The 23,333-nt window shown below is 69.7% G+C and carries 19 protein-coding genes and 1 tRNA gene; 13 read left to right on the top strand and 7 right to left on the bottom strand.

Annotated features, from left to right (window positions below; all coding sequences use genetic code 11):
• The 3 genes from M8H82_RS01710 to M8H82_RS01700 form a co-directional block, all read right to left on the bottom strand.
• Positions 1-993 carry a DUF3068 domain-containing protein gene (locus M8H82_RS01710; protein WP_250070471.1) on the bottom strand — a complete coding sequence of 331 codons (993 nt, stop codon included), beginning with the start codon at positions 991-993 and terminating at the stop codon, positions 1-3.
• A gap of 21 nt (positions 994-1,014) precedes the next feature.
• Positions 1,015-1,149 carry an SPW_0924 family protein gene (locus tag M8H82_RS01705; protein WP_250070470.1) on the bottom strand — a complete coding sequence of 45 codons (135 nt, stop codon included), beginning with the start codon at positions 1,147-1,149 and terminating at the stop codon, positions 1,015-1,017.
• Between the two features lie 146 nt (positions 1,150-1,295).
• Positions 1,296-3,026 carry a lytic transglycosylase domain-containing protein gene (locus M8H82_RS01700; protein WP_250070469.1) on the bottom strand — a complete coding sequence of 577 codons (1,731 nt, stop codon included), beginning with the start codon at positions 3,024-3,026 and terminating at the stop codon, positions 1,296-1,298.
• A 282-nt stretch (positions 3,027-3,308) separates the two neighbouring features.
• On the opposite strand from M8H82_RS01700, the gene M8H82_RS01695 reads away from it, so the two are divergent.
• A complete protein-coding gene (locus tag M8H82_RS01695) occupies positions 3,309-4,154 on the top strand; it encodes a DUF4184 family protein (RefSeq protein WP_250070468.1) in 846 nt (281 codons plus the stop codon).
• Between the two features lie 298 nt (positions 4,155-4,452).
• Here M8H82_RS01695 and polA read toward each other — a convergent pair whose 3' ends face one another.
• Positions 4,453-7,179 (bottom strand): DNA polymerase I, encoded by a 2,727-nt coding sequence (gene polA, locus M8H82_RS01690; RefSeq protein ID WP_250070467.1) that lies wholly within the window; start codon positions 7,177-7,179, stop codon positions 4,453-4,455.
• 179 nt (positions 7,180-7,358) lie between these two features.
• On the opposite strand from polA, the gene M8H82_RS01685 reads away from it, so the two are divergent.
• The 9 genes from M8H82_RS01685 (at position 7,359) to M8H82_RS01645 (ending at position 17,284) form a co-directional block, all read left to right on the top strand.
• Positions 7,359-9,638, top strand: a complete 2,280-nt coding sequence (locus M8H82_RS01685; protein WP_250070466.1) for an FdhF/YdeP family oxidoreductase — start codon at positions 7,359-7,361, stop codon at positions 9,636-9,638.
• Between the two features lie 38 nt (positions 9,639-9,676).
• Positions 9,677-10,171 (top strand): PaaI family thioesterase, encoded by a 495-nt coding sequence (locus M8H82_RS01680; RefSeq protein ID WP_250070465.1) that lies wholly within the window; start codon positions 9,677-9,679, stop codon positions 10,169-10,171.
• Between the two features lie 61 nt (positions 10,172-10,232).
• Positions 10,233-10,646: a hypothetical protein gene (locus tag M8H82_RS01675; protein ID WP_250070464.1), complete on the top strand. Its 414-nt coding sequence runs from the start codon at positions 10,233-10,235 to the stop codon at positions 10,644-10,646.
• On the top strand, positions 10,643-11,254 hold the full coding sequence (locus tag M8H82_RS01670) for a Tat pathway signal sequence domain protein (protein WP_250070463.1): 612 nt from the start codon (positions 10,643-10,645) through the stop codon (positions 11,252-11,254). Before M8H82_RS01675 ends, M8H82_RS01670 begins: the two co-directional genes overlap by 4 nt.
• Positions 11,255-11,546: 292 nt before the next feature.
• Positions 11,547-12,776, top strand: coding sequence for a branched-chain amino acid ABC transporter substrate-binding protein (locus tag M8H82_RS01665; protein ID WP_250070462.1), 1,230 nt, complete (start codon positions 11,547-11,549; stop codon positions 12,774-12,776).
• A gap of 110 nt (positions 12,777-12,886) precedes the next feature.
• Complete coding sequence (locus tag M8H82_RS01660) at positions 12,887-13,819, top strand: branched-chain amino acid ABC transporter permease (protein ID WP_250070461.1); 933 nt, start codon at positions 12,887-12,889, stop codon at positions 13,817-13,819.
• Positions 13,820-13,824: 5 nt separating this feature from the next.
• Positions 13,825-15,657: a branched-chain amino acid ABC transporter permease gene (locus M8H82_RS01655; RefSeq protein ID WP_250070460.1), complete on the top strand. Its 1,833-nt coding sequence runs from the start codon at positions 13,825-13,827 to the stop codon at positions 15,655-15,657.
• Positions 15,658-15,662: 5 nt separating this feature from the next.
• Complete coding sequence (locus M8H82_RS01650) at positions 15,663-16,571, top strand: ABC transporter ATP-binding protein (protein WP_250070459.1); 909 nt, start codon at positions 15,663-15,665, stop codon at positions 16,569-16,571.
• Entirely contained in the window at positions 16,568-17,284 is a 717-nt protein-coding gene (locus M8H82_RS01645) for an ABC transporter ATP-binding protein (protein ID WP_250070458.1), read from the top strand. Before M8H82_RS01650 ends, M8H82_RS01645 begins: the two co-directional genes overlap by 4 nt.
• A gap of 66 nt (positions 17,285-17,350) precedes the next feature.
• On the opposite strand, the gene M8H82_RS01640 is transcribed toward M8H82_RS01645, so the two are convergent.
• Positions 17,351-18,007, bottom strand: coding sequence for an ANTAR domain-containing response regulator (locus tag M8H82_RS01640; protein ID WP_250070457.1), 657 nt, complete (start codon positions 18,005-18,007; stop codon positions 17,351-17,353).
• 102 nt (positions 18,008-18,109) lie between these two features.
• On the opposite strand from M8H82_RS01640, the gene M8H82_RS01635 reads away from it, so the two are divergent.
• A tRNA-Leu gene (locus tag M8H82_RS01635) sits at positions 18,110-18,192 on the top strand.
• A gap of 86 nt (positions 18,193-18,278) precedes the next feature.
• Positions 18,279-19,067 carry a helix-turn-helix domain-containing protein gene (locus M8H82_RS01630; protein WP_250070751.1) on the top strand — a complete coding sequence of 263 codons (789 nt, stop codon included), beginning with the start codon at positions 18,279-18,281 and terminating at the stop codon, positions 19,065-19,067.
• A gap of 9 nt (positions 19,068-19,076) precedes the next feature.
• Here M8H82_RS01630 and pyk read toward each other — a convergent pair whose 3' ends face one another.
• Positions 19,077-20,513 carry a pyruvate kinase gene (pyk, locus tag M8H82_RS01625; RefSeq protein WP_250070456.1) on the bottom strand — a complete coding sequence of 479 codons (1,437 nt, stop codon included), beginning with the start codon at positions 20,511-20,513 and terminating at the stop codon, positions 19,077-19,079.
• A gap of 136 nt (positions 20,514-20,649) precedes the next feature.
• Positions 20,650-21,348, bottom strand: a complete 699-nt coding sequence (locus M8H82_RS01620; protein ID WP_250070455.1) for an SIMPL domain-containing protein — start codon at positions 21,346-21,348, stop codon at positions 20,650-20,652.
• A gap of 181 nt (positions 21,349-21,529) precedes the next feature.
• On the opposite strand from M8H82_RS01620, the gene M8H82_RS01615 reads away from it, so the two are divergent.
• Positions 21,530-23,332, top strand: a complete 1,803-nt coding sequence (locus M8H82_RS01615; protein ID WP_250070454.1) for a bifunctional UDP-sugar hydrolase/5'-nucleotidase — start codon at positions 21,530-21,532, stop codon at positions 23,330-23,332.
• Position 23,333 lies beyond the last annotated feature (1 nt).

Here is a 23,333-nt window from a genome sequence, read left to right as displayed (position 1 = left end):
TCAGGCGTTGGCGGGTTCCGGCTCGGTGGCCCCGGCCGGGGCCGGGTCCTCGGGGTGACGGCCGCGGGCCTCCAGCCAGAGGGAGAGGGAGAGCAACAGGAGACCGAGGGCGAGGAAGCCCCACGGGAGGTAGGAGGTCAGCAGCAGGACCAGGGTGCGGTGGGACTTCACCAGGTCGACCGTGTGGTCGATGTAGTCCTCGCGCATCTTCACGTGGCCGGCGAACGCCGTGACCTTGTCGCGGTCGCCGAGGAGGGTGCCGCCGCGCAGTTCCTCCCGGTGGATCTCCTCGCCGTAGACGGGGGCGCCGGTGAGGGGTTCGATCCAGAACTTGCGCACGGTGGTGTACCAGCGGGTGGTGCCGGTGCCGGCGAGGGTCTCGGGGGTGACGCCGTCCACGGGCATCCGCTTGGGATAGGGCACCTTCGTCCACGGGATCGTCTGCTCGAAGTAGTAGACCTCGACGCCGCGGAAGTCCTCGGTGCCCCGGTAGTGGATGGGCGCGGAGGTGCGGGTCTGGGCGTCGAAGTACTCGTAGGACCGTTTCTCCGTCAGGAAGGGCCACTTGAACTCGATGCCCTCGCGGCGCACGGGGTCGCCGTCGACCATCTCGCCGCCGGCGTGGACGGGTTCCTGGGTGTGGGCGTCGAAGATGTAGCGCTCGGGGATCCGGGAGACCATCTCGCCGTCGGGGCCCTGGACGTAGGAGAGGCCGTCCCAGACGACCACGTCACGGTCCACCGTCCGCTCGATCCGCTCCGAGGCCTCCACGTTGCCCTTGAGGGTCTGCACGATGGTGACCTTGGAGACCTTCCTCGCCTTCAGGGTGCTGTAGTCGAGGAGGGTGGCGTCCTCGGCCTCCAGGACCATGTCCTGGTACTGGTTCGCGGGGACCTTGGCCAGGCGCGGGAAGGCGTACCAGCGCAGCATCGGGGACAGCGCGGTGAAGAACACGGCGAAGGCGAGCAGGACCAGACCGGCCTTGCGGCGCATCTCGGCCTCCCTCCCGGGCGGTTACGGGTGTGCGGGCACCGTCGTCAGCAGCGGCTTCGGCGAGGTCTCGCCGGTGGACGAGCCCAGTGCGGTGAGCGTGAACACCAGGGCGAGCGCGACGGCGAGGCCGGTCGCGGCGGCGATCAGGGCGCGCACGGTGCCTCCCGACGGGCCGGAGCTGATACATCGTCAGGTCCGGCACCGTAGCAACGGGCGGCCGAGATGAGAACACGTCGCACACGACGACGGCGCCCCTCCGGTGTGGAGGGGCGCCGTCCGGGCCGTCCTTGCGCGCTGCGGCCCTACGCGCTGGGGCTCGCCGACGGGGTGGCCGACGCGGTGGGCGACGGCGACTCGGCCGCCGCCACGGTCAGTTCGACCGTCAGCGTGGCGCCGCCGGCGGTGCTGACGCGGAGCAGGAAGGTGCCGGCGGTGTCGTCGGCGTACAGCTTCGGCAGCTTCAGCAGGCCGTCGGCGTCCGTCTTCAGGCCGCTCAGGGTGCGGACGGGGTTGCCGTCGGCGTCCTTGAAGAAGGGGCCCTTGTCGTTCGCCGTCGGGTCGTCCGCCGACGTGATCAGGGTGGCGGTGGCCGCGACCCCGTCCGCGACGGCACCCTTGTAGGTGGCCTTCACCTCCACCTGGTCCGCGAACTCCCCGCCCGGGGCGCAGGTCAGCGCGGTCTCGGCGGTACGGGCCAGGGTGTCGGCGGTGCGTTCGGTGACCGTGGCCGTGTAGTCGAGGCCCGGGATCGAGCGGCCCACGACGGTCGTCCGGACGGTGAACTCGCCGGTCTCCTCGCCCGCCTGGAGCGCGGGCGCCACGGCCGTGCCGCTGCTGTTGGTGAGGGCGGTGGCGTACTTCTCGCCGCCGGTGAAGACGGCGTCGGTGTCGCCGACGATGGTGAAGCGGATCCGCACCTTGCCGACACCCTTGCCGGCCGAGGTCTCGGCACGGGTGCTGATCCGCTCGCCGAAGGCGTCGCCCGCCGTCGCGGTGAGCACGGCGGTACCGGCGTCCTCCAGGTGGTGCACCGTGTCGGTGGGGGTCCCCGGAGGCGTGGTGGGAGGCGTGGTGGGCGGGTTGGTGGACGGGGGTGTCGCCGGCGGCGTGGACGGCGGCGGAGTCGTCCCCGGAGGCGTGGCGGGCGGCGTGCTCGGCGGCTGCGACGCCGGGGGCGAGGGCTGGACCCGGGCCCCGGCGTTGCCGTCGCTGCGGTCCTCGGGCACGGTGCCGGTGCCGTCGGGGATCGCGTCGACGCCCTTGCGGTAGTGCTCCAGCCACGCCAGGACCGTGTTCAGGTAGTCCGTGGAGTTGTTGTAGCTGAGGATCGCGCTCTTGAGGTCGGCCCCGTCGGACAGGTCCCAGCCGAAGCGGCACAGGTAGTGGCCCGCGGCGAGCGCGGCGTCGTAGATGTTGTTGGGGTCCTTCTTGCCGTCGCCGTTGCCGTCGCGGCCCGCCCACTCCCAGGTCGAGGGGATGAACTGCATCGGCCCCACGGCACGGTCGTACGAGCTGTCCCCGTCGTAGGCGCCGCCATCGGTGTCGCTGATGTTCGCGAAGCCGATGCCGTTGAGCTGCGGGCCGAGGATCGGGGAGGTGGTGGTGCCGTCGGCGTTCACGCGGCCGCCGCGGGCGTGGCCCGACTCGACGTGCCCGATCGCGGCGAGCAGCTCCCAGGGCAGGTTGCAGCCCGGCTTGGCCTCCTGCAGCGAGGTGGCGGCCTGCTGGTAGGCGGCCAGGACGGTCGCCGGTATCCCGGAGTCGGAGTCCGTGGATCCCGTCCCGCCGCCGCCCGCGCTCGGCGAGGGCTTGGGGCTGTCCAGGGGCGGCAGGTCCGTGTAGTACGGCGAGTTGCCGGTCGCGCTCTCACCGGCCGCGTCGGGGGTCGGCTGGGCGTCGGACGTGGTCCGTCTCCCCTGCTCGTCGACCGTCACCCCTGGAGCCTGGGAGCCGGACAGCGCCGCGACCGCCAATGCGGCCACGGCGGCGGTGGCCGCACCTTTGTACAGCCTCCTGCCGAATTGCGCCGACATAGAGTGAACCCCTCCTGCGGACGCCCGAGCGCCCGTCTCTGTCTGTCCCGTCGCCCTGTTGTGACGAACGACCCGCCCTGAGGGTTGCGCTCGTGGAGCCGTTCGGTGATCCGCCCCGAGCATCCGTCCGTTTTTGTCCGTATCGGCCGCGCTGCGCGCGCACCGGCCCAAGTGACCCTACGACAACTTCCGCGTCACGGGCACCCGTTCGCGGCCGCTGTTCACCAGGTGGCCATGCGTGATACTGGGCGGGTCGATCATGTCCGGGAGCGAGGAGCGTCGGTGCCGTTCACTCTCAGCCATGCGGCGGCCGTGCTGCCCGCCGTGCGCACCGACGGAACGGGCCGGGGCCGGCTGGTGCCGGCCGTCCTGGTGGCGGGGTCCTTCGGGCCCGACCTGACCTACTACGCGGGCGGCGCGGTGCCGGGCGCCATGGAGTTCGGCGACGTCACGCACTCCTTCGCGGGCGTGCTCACGGTCGATGTGGCCATCTCCTGGGCGCTGGTGGGGCTGTGGCTGTTCGTCCGTGAGCCCCTGGTGGCCCTGCTGCCGCCGGCCCGGCAGGGGCGGGTGGCCGCACTGTTGCGCTGCGGTGCGCCCCGCGCGCGCGTGCGGGGCGAACTGGTGGCGTGGTGGTACGTCTCCGCGGTCCTCGGCGCGCTCACCCATGTCGTCTGGGACGCGTTCACGCACCTCGACCGCTGGGGCATGCGGCTGTTCCCCGTCCTCGGCGAGGAGTTCGCGGGGTCCCCTCTGTACTGGTATCTCCAGTACGGCGGTTCGGCGGTGGCGGCGGCCGTCGTCGCGGTGTTCCTGACGGTGGCGCTGCGTCGGGTTCCGGCGGGCGTCCTGCCGGTCGGGGTGCCGGTGCTGTCCTCGCGGGACCGTTGGCTCGCCGGGGCGCTGCCGGCCGGCTGCACGGTGGTGTTCGCGGTGCAGCGGGCGGTGCGCTGGTGGTCGTACTGGGGGTCGCGCGCCAAGCCCTGGGAGCTGATTCCGACGCTGTGCTTCGGGGCGGGCGCGGGACTGGTGGTGGGGGTGCTGGCGTACGCCGTCGCGGTCAGGGTGCGCCGCCCGGCCCCGGTGCCGGTCGGGGCCGGTACCGGGGAAGGCGGACGAGCGCGATGAGCTCCGCCCACAGGAGCAGCGTTGCCGTGAGGCCGGTGGGGATGCGCGGGGTGCTGGCCGTCGGCGCGTGTGCCGTCCGGCGGTGGAGCAGGGGTGTGCGTATGCCCATGCCCGCATCCTGACGGGCGGGGTTGTGCTGCGGCGTTTTTGCGGGGGCCACGTGGGTGATGCTCCCTGGGTCTGCCTCGCGTCTGCCTGGTTGTTGTTGTGTTCGGGGCGCGGGTGGTCCGTGGCTTGTCGCGCCCACGCGGCGGAGCCGCATATCGACACAGTCCCGCGCCCCTGCGGGGCGCTCGCTCTAATGTGCTGCTGATTCCCAGTCCTGGCCCGCGCCTACCGAGACGCCCAGGGGGACGTCCAGGCGGACCGCGTTGGACATCTGCTCGCGGACCAGGGCTTCTGCCTGGTCCCGCTCGCCGGGGGCGATCTCCAGGACGATTTCGTCGTGGACCTGGAGCAGCATGCGGGACTTCAGGCCGGCCTCGAGGAGGGCCTCGTCGACCTTGAGCATGGCGATCTTGACGATGTCGGCCGCCGTGCCCTGGATCGGGGCGTTGAGGGCCATCCGCTCGGCCGCCTCCCGGCGCTGGCGGTTGTCGCTGTTGAGGTCGGGGAGGTAGCGGCGGCGGCCGAAGAGGGTCGCCGTGTAGCCCGTCGCCCGCGCCTCGTCGACCGCTCGGCGCAGATAGTCCCGTACGCCGCCGAAGCGCTCGAAGTAGGCGTCCATCAGGGCACGGGCCTCGCCCGCGTCGATGTTCAGCTGCTGGGAGAGGCCGAAGGCCGACAGGCCGTACGCCAGGCCGTAGGACATGGCCTTGATCTTGCGGCGCATCTCGGCGTCCACCGCGCCGGGCTCGACGCCGAAGACCTGGGAGGCGGCCGTGGTGTGCAGGTCCTCGCCCGAGGTGAACGCCTCGATCAGGCCCTCGTCGGCGGACAGGTGGGCCATCACCCGCAGCTCGATCTGGCTGTAGTCGGCCGTCATCAGCGACTCGAAGCCCTCGCCGACCACGAAGCCCCGGCGGATCGCGCGGCCCTCGTCGGTGCGCACCGGGATGTTCTGCAGGTTCGGGTCGGTGGAGGAGAGCCGGCCGGTCGCGGCGACCGTCTGGTTGAAGGTGGTGTGGATCCGGCCGTCCGCCGCGATCGTCTTGATCAGGCCCTCGACGGTGACCCGCAGCTTCGCCTGCTCACGGTGGCGGAGCATGATCACCGGGAGTTCGTTGTCCGTCTGCGCCGCGAGCCAGGCCAGGGCGTCGGCGTCGGTGGTGTAGCCGGTCTTGGTCTTCTTCGTCTTCGGCAGGCCCAGCTCGCCGAAGAGGACCTCCTGGAGCTGCTTGGGCGAGCCGAGGTTGAACTCGTGCCCTGCCGCCGCGTGTGCCTCCTTCACCGCCTGCTGCACGGCGCCCGCGAACATCTGTTCCATGGCTTCCAGGTGGGCCCGGTCCGCGGCGATGCCGTGCCGCTCCATCCTGGCCAGCAGCGCGGAGGTGGGCAGCTCCATGTCGCGCAGCAGATCGGCGGCGCCGACCTCCTGCAGCCGGCCCTCGAAGGCGCCGCCCAGGTCGAGGACGGCGCGGGCCTGGATCATGAGCGCCTCGGCCTCGGCGCCGTCGTCCGCGCCGAAGGCGAGCTGCCCGTCGGCCGCGGCGGCCGGGGCCAGCTCGCGATGCAGGTACTCCAGCGACAGCGCGTCCAGGTCGAAGGAGCGGCGGCCGGGCTTGACCAGGTAGGCGGCGAGGGCGGTGTCCATGGTCACGCCGTCCACGCTCCAGCCGTGCTCGGCGAAGACGCGCATCACGCCCTTGGCGTTGTGCAGGACCTTGGGGCGGGCGGCGTCGGCCAGCCAGGCCACGAACGCGCTCTCGTCGGCCTCGTCCAGCTCGGACGGGTCGAACCAGGCCGCCGGACCGCCGGCCGTGGCCAGCGCGACCTCGGCCACCGAGCCGGCGCCGAGCGCCCAGGTGTCGACGGTGGCGACGCCGAGGGGCGCGGTGCCGTGCTCGGCCAGCCACGGGGCGAGCTCGCCGGTGCCCAGCACCTTGCCGTCCAGCTCCACGCCGTCCGCGATGACGGGGGTCTCCTCGGCCGCCTCGGCGCCCGGGTCGACCGCCAGCAGCCGCTCGCGCAGGGAGGGGTTACGGATCTCCAGGGTGTCGAGGATCATCGCGACGGCCTTGCGGTCGTACGCGGTCCGCTCCAGCTCGGCGACCGTCTTCGGCAGCTCGACCGTGCACACCATCTCGGTCAGCCGGCGGTTGAGCTTGACCGCCTCCAGGTGGTCGCGGAGGTTCTGGCCCGCCTTGCCCTTGACCTCGTCGACCCGCTCGACCAGCTCCGCGAACGAGCCGAACTGGTTGATCCACTTCGCGGCGGTCTTCTCGCCGACGCCCGGGATGCCCGGCAGGTTGTCGGACGGGTCACCGCGCAGGGCCGCGAAGTCGGGGTACTGCGCGGGCGTCAACCCGTACTTCTCGAAGACCTTCTCCGGGGTGAACCGGGTCAGCTCGGAGACGCCCTTGGTCGGGTACAGCACGGTCGTGTGCTCGCTGACCAGCTGGAAGGAGTCCCGGTCGCCGGTGACGATCAGCACCTCGAAGCCCGCGGCCTCGGCCTGGGTGGCGAGCGTGGCGATCACGTCGTCGGCCTCGAAGCCGTCGACCGCGAAGCGCGAGACACGCATCGCGTCCAGCAGCTCGCCGATCAGCTCGACCTGGCCCTTGAACTCGTCCGGGGTCTTGGAGCGGTTCGCCTTGTACTCGGTGAACTCCTCCGAGCGCCACGTCTTGCGGGACACGTCGAAGGCGACCGCGAAGTGCGTGGGCGCCTCGTCGCGCAGCGTGTTCGCCAGCATCGACGCGAAGCCGTAGATGGCGTTCGTCGGCTGGCCCGTCGCGGTCGTGAAGTTCTCCGCGGGCAGCGCGAAGAACGCGCGGTAGGCCAGGGAATGCCCGTCCATGAGCATCAGCCGCGGACGGCTGCCGCCGGGGTCGGTCTCGGTCTTCTTCGATGCTGTCTCTGCCACGTCCCCGATCCTGCCACGCCGCACTGACAGTCGGGGCCCACGGCCGGAGCGGCGGCGGCCGGGCGGTTCCCGCACCCCTGGCTCACCGGGCGGCGGCGAACCCGGGCACGGGCGTTGTCACTGACACGTGCGAGGATCGGAGACGTACCTCACACACGCAGTCATAAGGAGAGCGTGCGATGGCGACGAAGCCGCCCAAGGGCGATCCGGTTCAGGACGCGCCGCAGGTCGCCGAGCCGCAGCACGCCGCGGCGGGGCTGCCCGCCATCGGCCACACCCTGCGCATGGCCCGGCAGCAGATGGGCGTCAAGCGGACCGCGCTGACCCTGCTGCGGGTCAACCAGAAGGACGGCTTCGACTGCCCGGGCTGCGCCTGGCCGGAGCCGGAGCACCGGCACACCGCGGAGTTCTGCGAGAACGGCGCGAAGGCGGTCGCCGAGGAGGCCACCCTGCGCCGGGTGACCCCGGAGTTCTTCGCCGCGCACTCCGTCGCCGACCTGGCGACCCGCAGCGGCTACTGGCTGGGCCAGCAGGGGCGGCTGACCCACCCCATGTACCTCCCCGAGGGCGGCGACCACTACGAGCCGGTCACCTGGGAGCGCGCCTTCGACATCGTCGCCGAGGAACTGACGGCGCTCGGCTCCCCGGACGAGGCCCTCTTCTACACCTCCGGGCGGACCAGCAACGAGGCGGCGTTCCTCTACCAGCTCTTCGCCCGCGAGTTCGGCACCAACAATCTGCCGGACTGCTCGAACATGTGCCACGAGTCGTCGGGCTCGGCGCTGAACGAGACCATCGGCATCGGCAAGGGCAGCGTCCTGCTGGAGGACCTCCACCGCGCCGACCTGATCATCGTGGCCGGGCAGAACCCCGGCACGAACCACCCCCGGATGCTCTCCGCGCTGGAGAAGGCCAAGGCGAACGGCGCCAAGGTGATCAGCGTCAACCCGCTGCCCGAGGCCGGCCTGGAGCGGTTCAAGAACCCGCAGACCCCGCAGGGCATGCTCAAGGGCGCCGCCCTGACCGATCTGTTCCTGCAGATCCGCATCGGCGGCGACCAGGCGCTGTTCCGGCTGCTGAACAAGCTGATCCTGCAGACCGAGGGCGCGGTCGACGAGGAGTTCGTCCGCGCGCACACGCACGGCTACGAGGAGTTCGCGGCCGCCGCGCGGGACGCCGACTGGGACCGGACGCTCACCGCGACCGGGCTGTCCCGGGAGGAGATCGAGCGGGCCCTGGGCATGGTGCTCGCCTCCGAGCGGACGATCGTGTGCTGGGCGATGGGCCTGACCCAGCACAAGCACGCCGTGCCGACCATCCGCGAGGTGGTCAACTTCCTTCTGCTGCGCGGCAACATCGGGCGCCCGGGCGCGGGCGTGTGCCCGGTGCGCGGGCACTCCAACGTGCAGGGCGACCGCACGATGGGCATCTTCGAGCGGCCCGCGCCGGCCTTCCTGGACGCGCTGGAGAAGGAGTTCGGGTTCGCGCCGCCGCGGGAGCACGGCTATGACGTCGTCCAGGCCATCCGCGCGATGCGGGACGGCAAGGCGAAGGTCTTCTTCGCGATGGGCGGCAACTTCGTCTCCGCCTCGCCCGACACGCAGGTGACCGAGGCGGCGATGCGGCGGGCGCGGCTGACGGTGCACGTGTCGACCAAGCTGAACCGTTCGCACGCGGTCACCGGTGCGCGGGCGCTGATCCTGCCGACGCTGGGGCGCACCGAGCGCGATGTGCAGGGCAGCGGCGAGCAGTTCGTGACCGTCGAGGACTCCATGGGCATGGTGCACGCCTCGCGCGGGCGGCTGGAGCCGGCGAGCACGCGGCTGCTGTCGGAGCCGGCGATCGTCTGCAGGCTGGCGCGGCGGGTGCTCGGGCCGGACAGCCGGGTGCCGTGGGAGGAGTTCGAGAAGGACTACGGCACCGTCCGGGACCGGATCGCCCGGGTGATCCCGGGGTTCGAGGACTTCAACGCGCGCGTGGCGCGTCCGGGCGGGTTCGCCCTGCCGCACGCCCCGCGCGACGAGCGGCGGTTCCCGACGGCGACGGGCAAGGCCAACTTCACCGCGGCGCCGGTGGAGTACCCGCAGCTGCCCGAGGGGCGGCTGCTGTTGCAGACCCTGCGCTCGCACGACCAGTACAACACCACGATCTACGGGCTCGACGACCGTTACCGGGGGATCAGGAACGGCCGCCGGGTGGTGCTGGTGAACCCCGAGGACGCCCGCGCGCTCGGCGTGGCGGACGGGGCGTACGTCGATCTCGTCGGCGAGTGGCGGGACGGGGTCGAGCGGCGCGCTCCCGGGTTCCGGGTGGTGTTCTATCCGACGGCCCGGGGGTGTGCGGCGGCGTACTACCCCGAGACCAATGTGCTGGTGCCGCTCGATGCCACCGCGGACACCAGCAACACCCCGGCCAGCAAGTCCGTCGTGGTGCGTCTGGAACAATCGGCCGCCGACTGAGCGTTTGCTCAGTACCGACGACGAACGGAGTGCCACCCATGGGCGAGCAGCAGCAGGTGAAGTTCCCGCAGGAGGTCATCGACGAGTACGCCGCGCTCGGGGTGGATCTGCCGGCGCTGTTCTCGGCGGGGCACCTGGGGACGCGGATGGGCGTGCAGATCCTGGAGGCGTCGGCGGACCGGGTGGTCGGCACGATGCCGGTGGAGGGCAACACCCAGCCGTACGGCCTGCTGCACGGGGGTGCCTCCGCGGTGCTGGCGGAGACCCTGGGGTCGGTGGGGTCGATGCTGCACGGAGGGTCCACGAAGATCGCCGTGGGCGTGGACCTGAACTGCACCCATCACCGCGGGGCGCGCTCGGGCCTGGTGACGGGTGTCGCCACGCCGGTGCACAAGGGCCGCTCGACCGCGACGTACGAGATCGTGATCACCGACGAGGACGGCAAGCGCGTGTGCACAGCCCGCCTGACCTGCCTGCTGCGGGATGTGACCCGCAGTGACGCGGAGCGCTTCGGCGGCACCACCACCGCCTGACCCGGCGTCCCGTGCCCCGCTGCTCTGGCCCAACAGGGCCCGGCGCGCCTAGCGTCGGGGCATGACGATGGGACGGAACCGCAGGGCGGGCTCGGCATTCCTGCCCGCGCTGCTGCCGGCACTCCTGGCCGCCGGCGTGATCACCGGATGCTCGGACACGGGCTCGCGGACGCCGGCAGCCGGCCCCACGGGCACATCGCCGTCCCCGCGGACCACACCGCCCGAGGACCTGTGCACCCGGCTCGTCGCCCACTGGTCCCGGGAGGTCCTGGACGGCGACACCTACGGTGACTACCAGTCGATGGGGCTGTCGAACGGGCAGTACGAGATCCTGCGGGAGGTCGTGGACGCGGCGCGGGCCGAGAAGGCGCGCCGCGGCCGGCAAGCTGCGGACGCGCTCATCGACCGCCGGGCGTACGAGGGTTGCGTGCGCTGGTACCGCAACGGCGGCCCGAGCAACGGACCGTGGCAGTGAGCGGCGTCGGCCCGGTCGAACCGGGCGAGGGGACCCACGTACAACAGCCGTCCCCCGCGCCGCAGTTCACCCCGCAGCGCGACAGTCCGGCGCCGCTCGGGCGCCTGCTCGGCGAACACCGCCGCGCCGCTGTCGCGGCCGGAGTGGCCGCCGCCCTCCTCGCGGGCGGCGGCTACCTGTACGCCACCCGGCCCCAGCCGCCCCCCGCCGCGGCCCCGCCGTACCCTTCCCAGGTCGTCGACATCCGGTACCTGAGCGAAACGGTCTCCCGCGATTCCGCCGAGGCCGCCGCTTTCCGCTTCGACATCACCTTGAGCGTGCTGTCCGGCCCGCCCGTCACCGTCACCGCGATCACGCAGCCCTACGCCGGGCTCTTCGTGACCGCCTCCCCGGCACCGCCCTTCCGGACCGAGGCGGGATCATCCCGCAAGGTCACGATCACCCTGCGGGCGACGGATTGCGGAAAAATACCCGGGAACGCCGGACTGCCTTTTCTGGACGTAACTCTACGTAATACACGTGCAATACAGACGCACAGTTTCATCCTGGGCTCACGCTACGCACTGGATCTCTCACACGCGCTGCGAGCAGCTTGCGGCGCGATTTAGCCGTCATTACCAAAACCCCTGAGACGCCTGAACAATCTCCGTCGGGCCTGGGATTTCTCAGAATGTGGACAGGGCGAACCGTACGGAATCCCGCGGTTCTACCCACTCAGTACCGCTCTGCATTACGTCGTGTCATAACAAGAGCGTCACAGCCTTCGCCAGGTACTCCTCCACGTTCCCCTCACACGCCTAGAGTCACGCCCAGTCACCGCGCCGTCGGAATGTCACTTCGGCCCAGCGCTCGACTCGGTCGCTTCCAGAGGGAAGGGCCGCGCCAGGGAAAGGACTGATCGTGCGTCAACGTTCGCTCATCGCCATCACCGCCGCGCTGGCGGCAGGAGCACTCACCCTCACCGCCTGTGGCTCGCGCGACGACGACGGCGGCTCGGACTCCGGCGGCGGCGGCACCAAGGTCATCATAGGTGTCGACGCCCCTTTGACCGGTGACCTCTCCGCGCTCGGCCTCGGCATCAAGAACTCCGCCGACCTCGCCGCCAAGACGGCCAACAAGGACAACTTCGTCGACGGCGTCACCTTCGAGATCAAGGCCCTCGACGACCAGGCGCAGCCGTCCTCCGGACAGCAGAACGCCGCCACGTTCGTCGCCGACAAGAACGTCATCGGCGCTGTCGGCCCGCTGAACTCCTCGGTCGCCGAGTCCATGCAGAAGGTCTTCGACGACGCCAAGCTGGTCCAGGTCTCCCCGGCCAACACCGGCCCCGGCCTCACCCAGGGCGCCGACTGGCAGACCAACAAGGTCCGCACCTACAAGTCGTACTTCCGCACCTCGACCACGGACGCCATCCAGGGCCCGTTCGCGGCGCAGTACGTCTACAACGACAGCAAGAAGACCAAGGTCTTCGTCATCGACGACAAGAAGACCTACGGCGCCGGTCTCGCCGCCACCTTCACCGACGAGTTCAAGAAGCTCGGCGGCAAGGTCGTCGGCACCGAGCACATCAACCCCGACACCAAGGACTTCTCCGCGGTCGCCACCAAGGTCAAGAAGTCCGGCGCCGACGTCGTCTACTACGGCGGCGAGTACCCGCAGGCCGGCCCGCTCAGCAAGCAGATCAAGGACGCGGGCGTCAAGGTCCCGCTGGTCGGCGGCGACGGCATCTTCGACCCGACCTTCATCGAGCTGGCCGGCAAGGACAGCGCCGGTGACCTCGCCACCTCCGTGGGCGCCCCGCTGGAGGAGCTGGACTCCGCCAAGAAGTTCGTCCTCGACTACAAGGCGGCCGGCTACAAGGAGGACTTCGCGGCCTACGGCGGCTACTCCTACGACGCCACCTGGGCGATCATCGAGGCCGTGAAGAAGGTCGTCGAGGACAACGACGGCAAGCTCCCCGACGACGCGCGCGCCAAGGTCACCGCCGCCGTCCAGGGCGTCAGCTTCGACGGCGTCACCGGCAAGGTCTCCTTCGACGAGTTCGGCGACACCACCAACAAGCAGCTCACGGTCTACGCCGTCGAGAACGGCGAGTGGAAGGCCGTCAAGTCCGGCACCTACACCGGCTGACCCACCGCACCAACCCCTTGAGCCGCGCGGGGCGCCGCACCACAGGCGCCCCGCGCGGACTCACATACGGCCCCCATCCACTCGACATCCGAAGTCTCGGAGGACATGCGGTGAACGAACTGCCGCAGCAGCTGGTCAACGGCCTGCTACTGGGATCCATGTACGGGCTGGTCGCCATTGGCTACACGATGGTCTACGGCATCGTCCAGCTCATCAACTTCGCCCACGGCGAGATATTCATGACCGGCGCCTTCGGCGCCATCACGGTCTATCTCTACATCCTGCCCGACGGCACCTCCATGGCCATCGCGCTCCCCCTGATGCTGATCGGCGCCATGCTCGTCGCCGTCACCGTCGCCGTAGGAGCGGAACGATTCGCCTACCGCCCCCTGCGGAGCGCCCCCCGCCTCGCCCCCCTCATCACCGCCATCGGCATCTCCCTCGCCCTGCAGCAGGCGGTCTGGGCCTGGTACCCCGAGGCCGACTCCCCGCTCAAGTTCCCGCAGATCGAGGGCGGACCCTTCGAGATCGGCAACGTCACCATCCAGACCGGTGACGTCTTCCTGCTCCTCGCCGCCCCCATCAGCATGGCGATCCTCGGCTACTTCGTCATGAAGACCCGCACCGGACGCGGCATGCAGGCCACCGCCCAGGACCCCGACACGGCCAAGCTCATGGGCGTCAACACCGACCGCATCATCGTGGTCGCCTTCGCCCTCGGCGCCATCTTCGCCGCAGTCGGCGGCGTCGCCTACGGCCTCAAGTACGGCCAGATCGACTTCCGCATGGGCTTCATCCTCGGCCTCAAGGCCTTCACCGCGGCCGTCCTCGGCGGCATCGGCAACATCTACGGAGCCATGCTCGGCGGCCTCGTCCTCGGCATCGCCGAATCCTTGTCCACCGCCTACATCGCCGACATCCCCGGCATGGACAAGTTCGGCAGCCAGTCCTGGGCCGACGTCTGGGCCTTCGTACTCCTCATCCTCGTACTGCTGTTCAGGCCACAGGGCCTGCTCGGCGAGCGCGTCGCGGACAGGGCGTGACACCGATGACCACACAGACCACCGCACCCGAAAGCGCCGGGGCCCCCATCCCCACCGGCACCCCCACCGGCCTGATCGGCATCCCGCCGCACATCGGACGCGCCCTCGCCACCGGCGGCGGCCTCCTCACCATCATCTCCACCTTCCTCGCCTGGACCTGGACCGCCGAATTCCCCGGCGACCTCACCTATTACGGCTACCCTGGCGGCCTCCAGGTCCTCGTCCTCATCGGCGGCGCCCTCACCGCCCTCTTCGGCCTCGCCTCCTACGGCATCAAGGGCCTGCGCTGGCTCACCCCGGCCGGCGCCGACAGCGCCATCAAGCTCGCCGCGCTCGGCGCCTTCGCCACCGCCTGGTACACCGTCATCGCCATCAGCACCAAGCTCGGCGGCGTCGTCAACCTCGAACCCGGCGGCTACGTGGCGGCCGCGGCCACCCTCACCGCCCTCCTCGGCGCCTTCGCCCTCCCCTTCGAGCGGCCCGCGCCCGACCCCATCGACCCCGACGACACCGCCTGGGAACACTTCCGGCACAACACCCGGCACAACCTCAGCATCCTGCGGGCCTCCATCGCCACCGGCCCCGTCAAGGCCCCGGCCCGTGCCCTGCCCGCCTACGCCGAGATCCTCGTCATCGTCGCGGCCCTCGCCATCGGCCTGACCGTCTTCACCTACGGCATCGGCACCGAATACGACGAACTCTTCATCGGCTTCCTGATCACCGCGGGCTTCGGCTTCGCCGCCGGCGCCAAGGCCGGACTCATGAGCCGGATCACCGCGATCACCGCCAAACACCGCAACGTGACGATGATCGGCGCCTTCGTCGCAGCGGCCGCCTTCCCCTTCACCCAGTCCGACGACCGGTACGCCACCATCGGCGTCTACATCCTCATCTTCGCCACCGTCGCCCTGGGCCTGAACATCGTCGTCGGCCTCGCCGGCCTCCTCGACCTCGGATACGTCGCCTTCCTCGGCGTCGGCGCCTACACCGCGGCCATGGTCTCCGGCTCCCCCTCCTCGCCGTTCGACCTCCACCTGCCGTTCTGGCTCTCCGCCATCCTCGGCGCCGCCGTCGCCATGGTCTTCGGCGTCATCATCGGCGCCCCCACCCTGCGGCTGCGCGGCGACTACCTCGCCATCGTCACCCTCGGCTTCGGAGAGATCTTCCGCATCACCGTCCTCAACACCGACGGCACCTCCGGACCCGACATCACCAACGGCTCCAACGGCATCTCCTCGGTGCCCAACCTCAACATCTTCGGCTTCGACTTCGGCGCCGAACACAGCATGCTCGGCGTCACCATCGGCCGGTTCTCCAACTACTTCCTGCTGATGCTGCTGATCACCCTCATCGTCGTCGTGGTCTTCCGCCGCAGCGCCGATTCCCGGATCGGCCGCGCATGGGTCGCCATCCGCGAGGACGAGACCGCCGCCGAAGCCATGGGCATCAACGGCTTCCGCGTCAAGCTCATCGCCTTCGCCCTCGGCGCCACCCTCGCCGGACTCGCCGGCACCGTCCAGGCCCACGTCACCTACACCGTGACCCCCGAGCAGTACCAGTTCGCCCACGTGGTCCCGCCCAACAGCGCGTTCCTCCTGGCGGCCGTGGTCCTCGGCGGCATGGGCACCATCAGCGGCCCCCTCGTCGGCGCCGCCCTCCTCTACCTCATCCCCGCCAAGCTCCAGTTCCTCGGCGACTACCAGCTCTTCGCCTTCGGCGTCGCACTCGTGCTGCTGATGCGCTTCCGACCGGAAGGCCTCATCCCCAACCGGCGCCGCCAGCTCGAATTCCACGAAGACGCGGAACCGCCCACAGTCCTCAGCAAGGCAGGGGCCTGACCACCATGACTACCGACACCACCACCCAGAACACCCCGGACGCCGCCACCCCCGGCACCCCCGTCCTCGACGCACGCGGCGTCACCATGCGCTTCGGCGGCCTCACCGCCGTACGCAACGTCGACCTCACCGTCAACAGCGGCGAGATCGTCGGCCTCATCGGCCCCAACGGCGCCGGCAAGACCACCTTCTTCAACTGCCTCACCGGCCTCTACATCCCCACCGAGGGAGAAGTCCGCCACAAGGGCACCGTCCTGCCGCCCAAGTCCTTCAAGGTCACCGCCGCCGGCATCGCCCGGACCTTCCAGAACATCCGGCTCTTCGCCAACATGACAGTCCTGGAAAACGTCCTCGTCGGCCGCCACACCCGCACCAAGGAAGGCCTCTGGTCCGCCCTCCTGCGCGGCCCCGGCTTCCACAAGGCCGAAGCCGCCTCCCGCGAACGCGCCATGGAACTCCTCGACTTCGTCGGCCTCGCCGCCAAGTCCGAGCACCTCGCCCGCAACCTCCCCTACGGCGAACAGCGCAAGCTCGAAATCGCCCGGGCCCTGGCCAGCGAACCGAGCCTGCTCCTCCTCGACGAACCCACCGCGGGCATGAACCCCCAGGAAACCCGGGCCACCGAGGAACTCGTCTTCGCCATCCGGGACAAGGGCATCGCCGTCCTCGTCATCGAGCACGACATGCGGTTCATCTTCAACCTCTGCGACCGCGTCGCCGTCCTCGTCCAAGGCGAAAAACTCGTCGAAGGCGACAGCGCCACCGTCCAGGGCGACGAACGCGTCGTCGCCGCCTACCTCGGCGAACCCTTCGAAAGCGCCCCCGGCGCCGACGAAGCCGCCGAAGTCGAGGCCGCAGAGACACAGGCCGACGCCACGACGGACGCCGCGCCCGGCAAGGAGAACGACCGATGACCGCACTCCTCGAAGTGGAAGACCTCCGGGTCGCCTACGGCAAGATCGAAGCCGTCAAGGGCATCTCCTTCACCGTCGAAGCAGGCCAGGTCGTCACCCTCATCGGCACCAACGGCGCCGGCAAGACCACCACCCTGCGCACCCTCTCCGGCCTCCTCAAGCCGGTCGGCGGCCAGATCAAGTTCAACGGCAAATCACTGAAGAAGTACCCCGCCCACCAGATCGTCTCGCTGGGACTCGCCCACTCCCCCGAGGGGCGGCACATCTTCCCCCGCATGACCATCGAGGACAACCTCCGCCTCGGCGCCTTCCTGCGCAACGACAAGCCGGGCATCGAGAAGGACATCCAGCGCGCCTACGACCTCTTCCCGATCCTCGGCGAACGTCGCAAGCAGGCCGCGGGCACCCTCTCCGGCGGAGAGCAGCAGATGCTGGCCATGGGCCGCGCCCTCATGTCCCAGCCCAAGCTGCTCATGCTCGACGAACCCTCCATGGGCCTCTCGCCGATCATGATGCAGAAGATCATGGCGACGATCGCCGAGCTCAAGTCCCACGGCACGACCATCCTGCTGGTCGAGCAGAACGCCCAGGCCGCGCTCTCGCTCGCCGACCAGGGTCACGTCATGGAGGTCGGCAACATCGTCCTGTCCGGCACCGGCCAGGACCTCCTCCACGACGAGTCGGTCCGCAAGGCCTACCTCGGCGAGGACTGATCCCCTACGTCGAAGGCCCGCACCCCCGGCGGGGGGTGCGGGCCTTCGACGTACACGCTTCCCGGACTAGCCCTTGGCCGCCTTCTTCTCCTCGGCGTCCTGAATGACAGCCTCCGCGACCTGCTGCATCGACATCCGCCGGTCCATCGACGTCTTCTGGATCCACCGGAACGCGGCCGGCTCGCTCAGCCCGTACTCCGTCTGCAGAACCGACTTCGCCCGGTCCACCAGCTTCCGCGTCTCCAGCCGCTGGGAGAGGTCGGCGACCTCCTTCTCCAGCTCCTTCAACTCCGTGAACCGCGACACGGCCATCTCGATCGCCGGTACGACATCACTCTTGCTGAACGGCTTCACCAGATACGCCATCGCCCCGGCGTCCCGCGCCCGCTCGACCAGGTCGCGCTGCGAGAACGCCGTCAGCATCAGCACCGGGGCGATGCTCTCCTCGGCGATCTTCTCCGCGGCGGAGATGCCGTCCAGCTTGGGCATCTTCACATCCAGGATCACCAGATCGGGCTTGTGCTCCCGGGCCAGCTCGACGGCCTGCTCCCCGTCACCCGCCTCACCGACGACGGAATAGCCCTCTTCTTCGAGCATCTCTTTGAGGTCGAGCCGAATCAGCGCCTCGTCCTCGGCAATGACGACACGGGTCGTCAGCGGAGGCACGTGCGACTTGTCGTCGTCGGGCGCGTCTACGGGCTGGGGCGACTCGGGGGCGGTCACGGGGGCGCTCCTTGTTTCGGCAGGCTGGGGGCTGCCCCTAGAGCCTACCTAGCTGCGAGCGCGCATGATGACCCGGTACACTTCCCGGGCAGCCAGCTACCAGCCGGGTTGGTGGAACGGTATACACGGAGGTCTCAAACACCTCTGCCTGAGAGGGCTTGCGGGTTCGAATCCCGCACCCGGCACCTCAGACTCCAAGCGGATGCTCACGTTCTCGTGAACATCCGCTTTTTGCTGAACATGGTCCCTCTGGGTGGCAGAACGTGGCCGCATGAACTTTCACGGGACTGATGTGCGACACAGGGCAGTCACGCTGTTGCGCACCGGCATGAAGAACGCAGACGTCGCGCGGCGCTTCAACGTCCCACTGGGAACCGTGGGCTACTGGAAGCACATGGACCGAGCCAAACACGGCGAGTGTCCCGGAAAACGCGACCCGAAGTGCCCGCGCTGCGACGGGCGGGAACTCGACGAAGAGGCGTACAGCTACCTGCTCGGCCTCTACCTCGGCGACGGCCACATCAGCCAGTACTCCGAGCACCGGGTCCCGAATCTCATGATCACCTGCACGGAGTCATGGGCAGGCCTGATGGACCAATGTGAGCGAGCCATGCGTGCGGTGTTTCCGGACAACTCCGTCTGCCGAGTCCGTAGAACCGGCTGCTCGAACGTGAAGGTCTATTCGAAGCACCTGCACTGCCTGTTCCCCCAGCACGGCCCCGGCAAAAAACACGAGCGCAGGATCGTCCTGGAACCCTGGCAGCAGGAGATCGTCGACGCCCATCCATGGGCATTCGTCCGTGGGCTCATCCACTCCGACGGTTGCCGTATCACCAACTGGACGACCCGGATGGTGGGCGGCGAGCGCAAGCGTTATGAGTATCCGCGGTACTTCTTCACCAACGTGTCCGACGACATCCGTCAGCTCTGCACGGACACCCTGGACGCCCTCGGCGTCGAGTGGACGCACTGCACCCGTCATGGCAACCCGTACAACATCTCCGTCGCCCGCAAGGCCTCCGTGGCGCTCATGGACACTCACGTGGGGCCCAAGCACTGAGCGGCGGACCTACTTCGGGCTGTCGTCCTCGCCGATGTGGTGGACGCGGACCAGGTTCGTGGAGCCCGAGACCCCGGGGGGTGAGCCCGCCGTGATGACGACCGTGTCGCCCTTCTGGCAGCGACCGTACTTCAGGAGCAGCTCGTCCACCTGCTCGACCATCGCGTCGGTGGAGTCCACGTGCGGGCCGAGGAAGGTCTCGATGCCCCAGGTCAGGTTGAGCTGGGAGCGGGTCGCCGGCTCGGGGGTGAAGGCGAGCAGGGGGATCGGGGAGCGGTAGCGGCTGAGGCGGCGGGCGGTGTCTCCGGACTGGGTGAAGGCGACGAGGTACTTGGCGCCGAGGAAGTCGCCCATTTCGGCTGCTGCCCGGGCGACCGCTCCGCCTTGGGTGCGGGGTTTGTTGCGGTCGGTCAGTGGGGGCAGGCCCTTGGCGAGGAGGTCTTCCTCGGCCGCTTCGACGATCTTCGCCATGGTGCGGACGGTTCCGATGGGGTATTTGCCGACGCTCGTCTCGCCGGAGAGCATCACGGCGTCCGTGCCGTCGATGACGGCGTTGGCGACGTCGGAGGCTTCGGCGCGGGTGGGGCGGGAGTTGTCGATCATCGAGTCGAGCATCTGGGTGGCGACGATGACGGGCTTGGCGTTGCGCTTGGCCAGTTTGATGGCGCGCTTCTGGACGATGGGGACTTGTTCGAGGGGCATTTCGACGCCGAGGTCGCCGCGGGCGACCATGATGCCGTCGAAGGCGGCGACGATGTCGTCGATGGCCTCGACCGCCTGGGGTTTTTCCACTTTGGCGATGACGGGGAGGCGGCGGCCCTCTTCGTCCATGATGCGGTGGACGTCCTCGATGTCGCGGCCGGAGCGGACGAAGGAGAGGGCGATGACGTCGAAGCCGGTGCGCAGGGCCCAGCGGAGGTCGGCCTCGTCCTTGTCGGAGAGTGCGGGGACGGAGACGGCGACGCCGGGGAGGTTGAGGCCCTTGTGGTCGGAGACCATGCCGCCTTCGATGACGGTGGTGCGGACGCGGGGTCCGTCGACGGCGGTGACCTCCAGGCAGACCTTGCCGTCGTCGACGAGGATGCGTTCGCCCGGGGTGACGTCGGCGGCGAGGCCGGTGTAGGTGGTGCCGCAGTGTTCGCGGTCGCCGTGGGCGTCGGGTTCGACGGTGATGGTAAAGGTGTCGCCGCGTTCAAGGAGTACGGGTCCTTCGGTGAAGCGGCCGAGGCGGATCTTCGGGCCTTGAAGGTCGGCGAGGAGGCCGACGCTGCGGCCGAGCTCGTCGGAGGCCTTGCGTACGCGGTGGTAGCGCTCCTCGTGTTCGGCGTGTCCGCCGTGGCTGAGGTTGAATCGGGCGACGTCCATTCCGGCCTCGACCAGTTCCTTGATCTGGTCGTACGAGTCGGTGGCGGGCCCCAGAGTACAAACGATCTTCGCTCGGCGCATGTTTCGAGCTTATTGCTTACCGACGGGTAGCGAATTGGCCCCGCATGACTACTCAACAACCTTTTCATGAAGGGCTATTGACAAGTGTTGAATTGTGCGACGGGGCGCTCTGATGAGCGAATTCCCGGGGAATTGCTCACAACGTCGGGGGTCGCATGGTGAATCGGGCGTTGACCTCGGCGTAGACGTGCTGGCGTTGGGGTTCCAGGTCGAGGGCGGCCACGGTGTCCTCGGCGGCCTCGGCGAAGGCCATGGAGCGCATCCGGCCTCCGGCGGCCATGGGGCGCGGTCCGCCGTCCTCGGCGCCGATGTCGGCGAGTTCCACCAGCGCCGCGAGTGAGGTGCCGAGCGCCTCGGCGTATTCGCGGGCCCGCTGGACGGCCTCGCGGACAGCCTGCTCGCGGGCCCGGCGGTGGGCGGGCGAGTCGCGGCGCAGGTCCCACCAGGGGCCGTCGACGCGGGTGAGTTCGAGGTCGGCGAGGCGGGTGGCGAGTTCTCCGAGGGCGGTGAAGTCGGTGAGCTCGGCGGTGAGATGGACGGTGCCGTGGTAGGTGCGGATGCGCTCGCCGCGGCCGTGCTTGGTGAGCTCGGGGCGGACGGAGAAGGCGCCGCTCTCGAGCCGTTCCACGGCGTCCCCGTAGGACTTGACCAGGTCCAGGGCGGTGGCGTTGCGGCGGGTGAGGTCGTCCAGGGCGGTGCGGCGGTCGCGGCCGCGGGAGGCGACGGTGATGCCGATGCGGCCGATCTCGGGGTCGACTTCGAGGTGGGCCTCGCCGCGTACGGCGATGCGGGGGGCGTCGGGGGTGCCGTAGGGCAGGGCGGTGGGGGTGGTCATACGTCCCACTGTGTCATCGCTTGGCCGGGTGCGGGCAGCAACTGCACAGCTCAGGTCACCAGATCGCAATCTCGCGGGCCTGTTGCCGGTCGCCATGTCCGGGACAGAATCTACGCGCGTCGGTCCGCTGTCACGCCCGGGATCTACGCGCGTCACGAATCGTCCCGAGGAGAACCGAGACATGCCCCTGAACCGTCGGAAGTTCCTGAAGAAGTCGGCCGTGACCGGAGCGGGGGTCGCGCTGGCCGGCGCGGCGGCGCCCGCGGCCGGGGCCGCCGAGGCGGAGAAGGGGCCCAGGCCCGCCAAGCGGTACTCGCTGACGGTGATGGGCACGACCGATCTGCACGGCAACATCTTCAACTGGGACTACTTCAAGGACGCGGAGTACACCGACACCAAGGGCAACGCGAAGGGCCTGGCCCGGATCGCCACCCTCGTGGAGCAGGTCCGTGCGGAGAAGGGCCGCCGCAACACGCTGCTGCTGGACGCCGGCGACACCATCCAGGGCACCCCGCTGACGTACTACTACGCCAAGGTCGAGCCGATCACCGCCGAGGGCGGTCCGGTGCACCCGATGGCGCAGGCGATGAACGCCATCGGGTACGACGCGGTGGCGCTGGGCAACCACGAGTTCAACTACGGCATCGAGACGCTGCGCAAGTTCGAGGAGCAGTGCGACTTCCCGCTGCTCGGCGCCAACGCGCTGGACGCCAGGACGCTCAAGCCCGCCTTCCCGCCGTACTTCATGAAGACGTTCCGGGTGAAGGGCGCCCCGCCGGTCAAGGTGGCGGTGCTGGGGCTGACCAACCCGGGCATCGCGATCTGGGACAAGGCCTACGTCCAGGGCCGGATGACCTTCCCCGGTCTGGAGGAGCAGGCGGCGAAGTGGGTGCCGAAGCTGCGCTCGATGGGCGCGGACGTCGTGGTCGTCTCGGCGCACTCCGGCTCCTCGGGCACCTCGTCCTACGGTGACCAGTTGCCGTACATCGAGAACTCGGCGGCGCTGGTCGCCCAGAAGGTGCCGGGCATCGACGCGATCCTGGTGGGCCACGCGCACACGGAGATCGTCGAGCTGAAGGTGGTGAACGAGCAGACCGGCAAGACCGTGATCCTGTCGGAGCCGCTGTGCTACGCCCAGCGGCTGTCGCTGTTCGACATCGAGCTGGTCTTCGCCAAGGGCCGCTGGACGGTGGAGTCGGTCGCGGCGAGCGTGCGCGACTCCCGGACGGTCGCCGACGACCCGGAGATCACCCGGCTGCTCGACGACGAGCACGACAAGGTCGTGGCGTACGTCAACCAGGTCGTCGGCACCGCCACCGAGACGCTGACGACGGTGGACGCCCGCTACCGGGACGCCCCGATCATCGACCTGATCACCAAGGTGCAGGAGGACGTGGTCCGGGAGGCCCTGAAGGGCACGGAGCACGCCTCGCTGCCGGTGCTCGCGCAGGCCTCGCCGTTCTCCCGCACCTCGGCGATCCCGGCGGGCGAGGTGACCATCCGGGACCTGTCGAGCCTGTACGTGTACGACAACACGCTGGTCGCCAAGTTGATGACGGGCGCGCAGCTCAAGGCGTATCTGGAGTACTCGGCGGAGTACTTCGTGCAGACGGCGGCGGGTGCGGCGGTGGACGTCGACAGGCTGACCAACGCGAACAACCGCCCGGACTACAACTACGACTACGTGTCGGGTCTGTCGTACGACATCGACATCGCTCAGCCGGCGGGGTCGCGGATCAAGAACCTGACCTACGGCGGCGCCCCGCTGGACGACGCGCAGCGGTTCGTGTTCGCGGTGAACAACTACCGGGCCAATGGCGGCGGTGCGTTCCCGCATGTCGCCTCGGCGCAGGAGCTGTGGGCGGAGTCGACGGAGATCCGCACCCGGATCGCCGAGTGGGTCACCGCGAAGGGTGTGCTGGACCCGAAGGACTTCGCGTCGGTGGACTGGAAGCTGACCCGGGACGGCACGCCGGTGTTCTAGT

It is taken from the genome of Streptomyces sp. YS415 (genome assembly GCF_023544665.1).
Lineage (GTDB): Bacteria > Actinomycetota > Actinomycetes > Streptomycetales > Streptomycetaceae > Streptomyces.
This window is presented reverse-complemented; position numbering and strand designations above follow the sequence as displayed.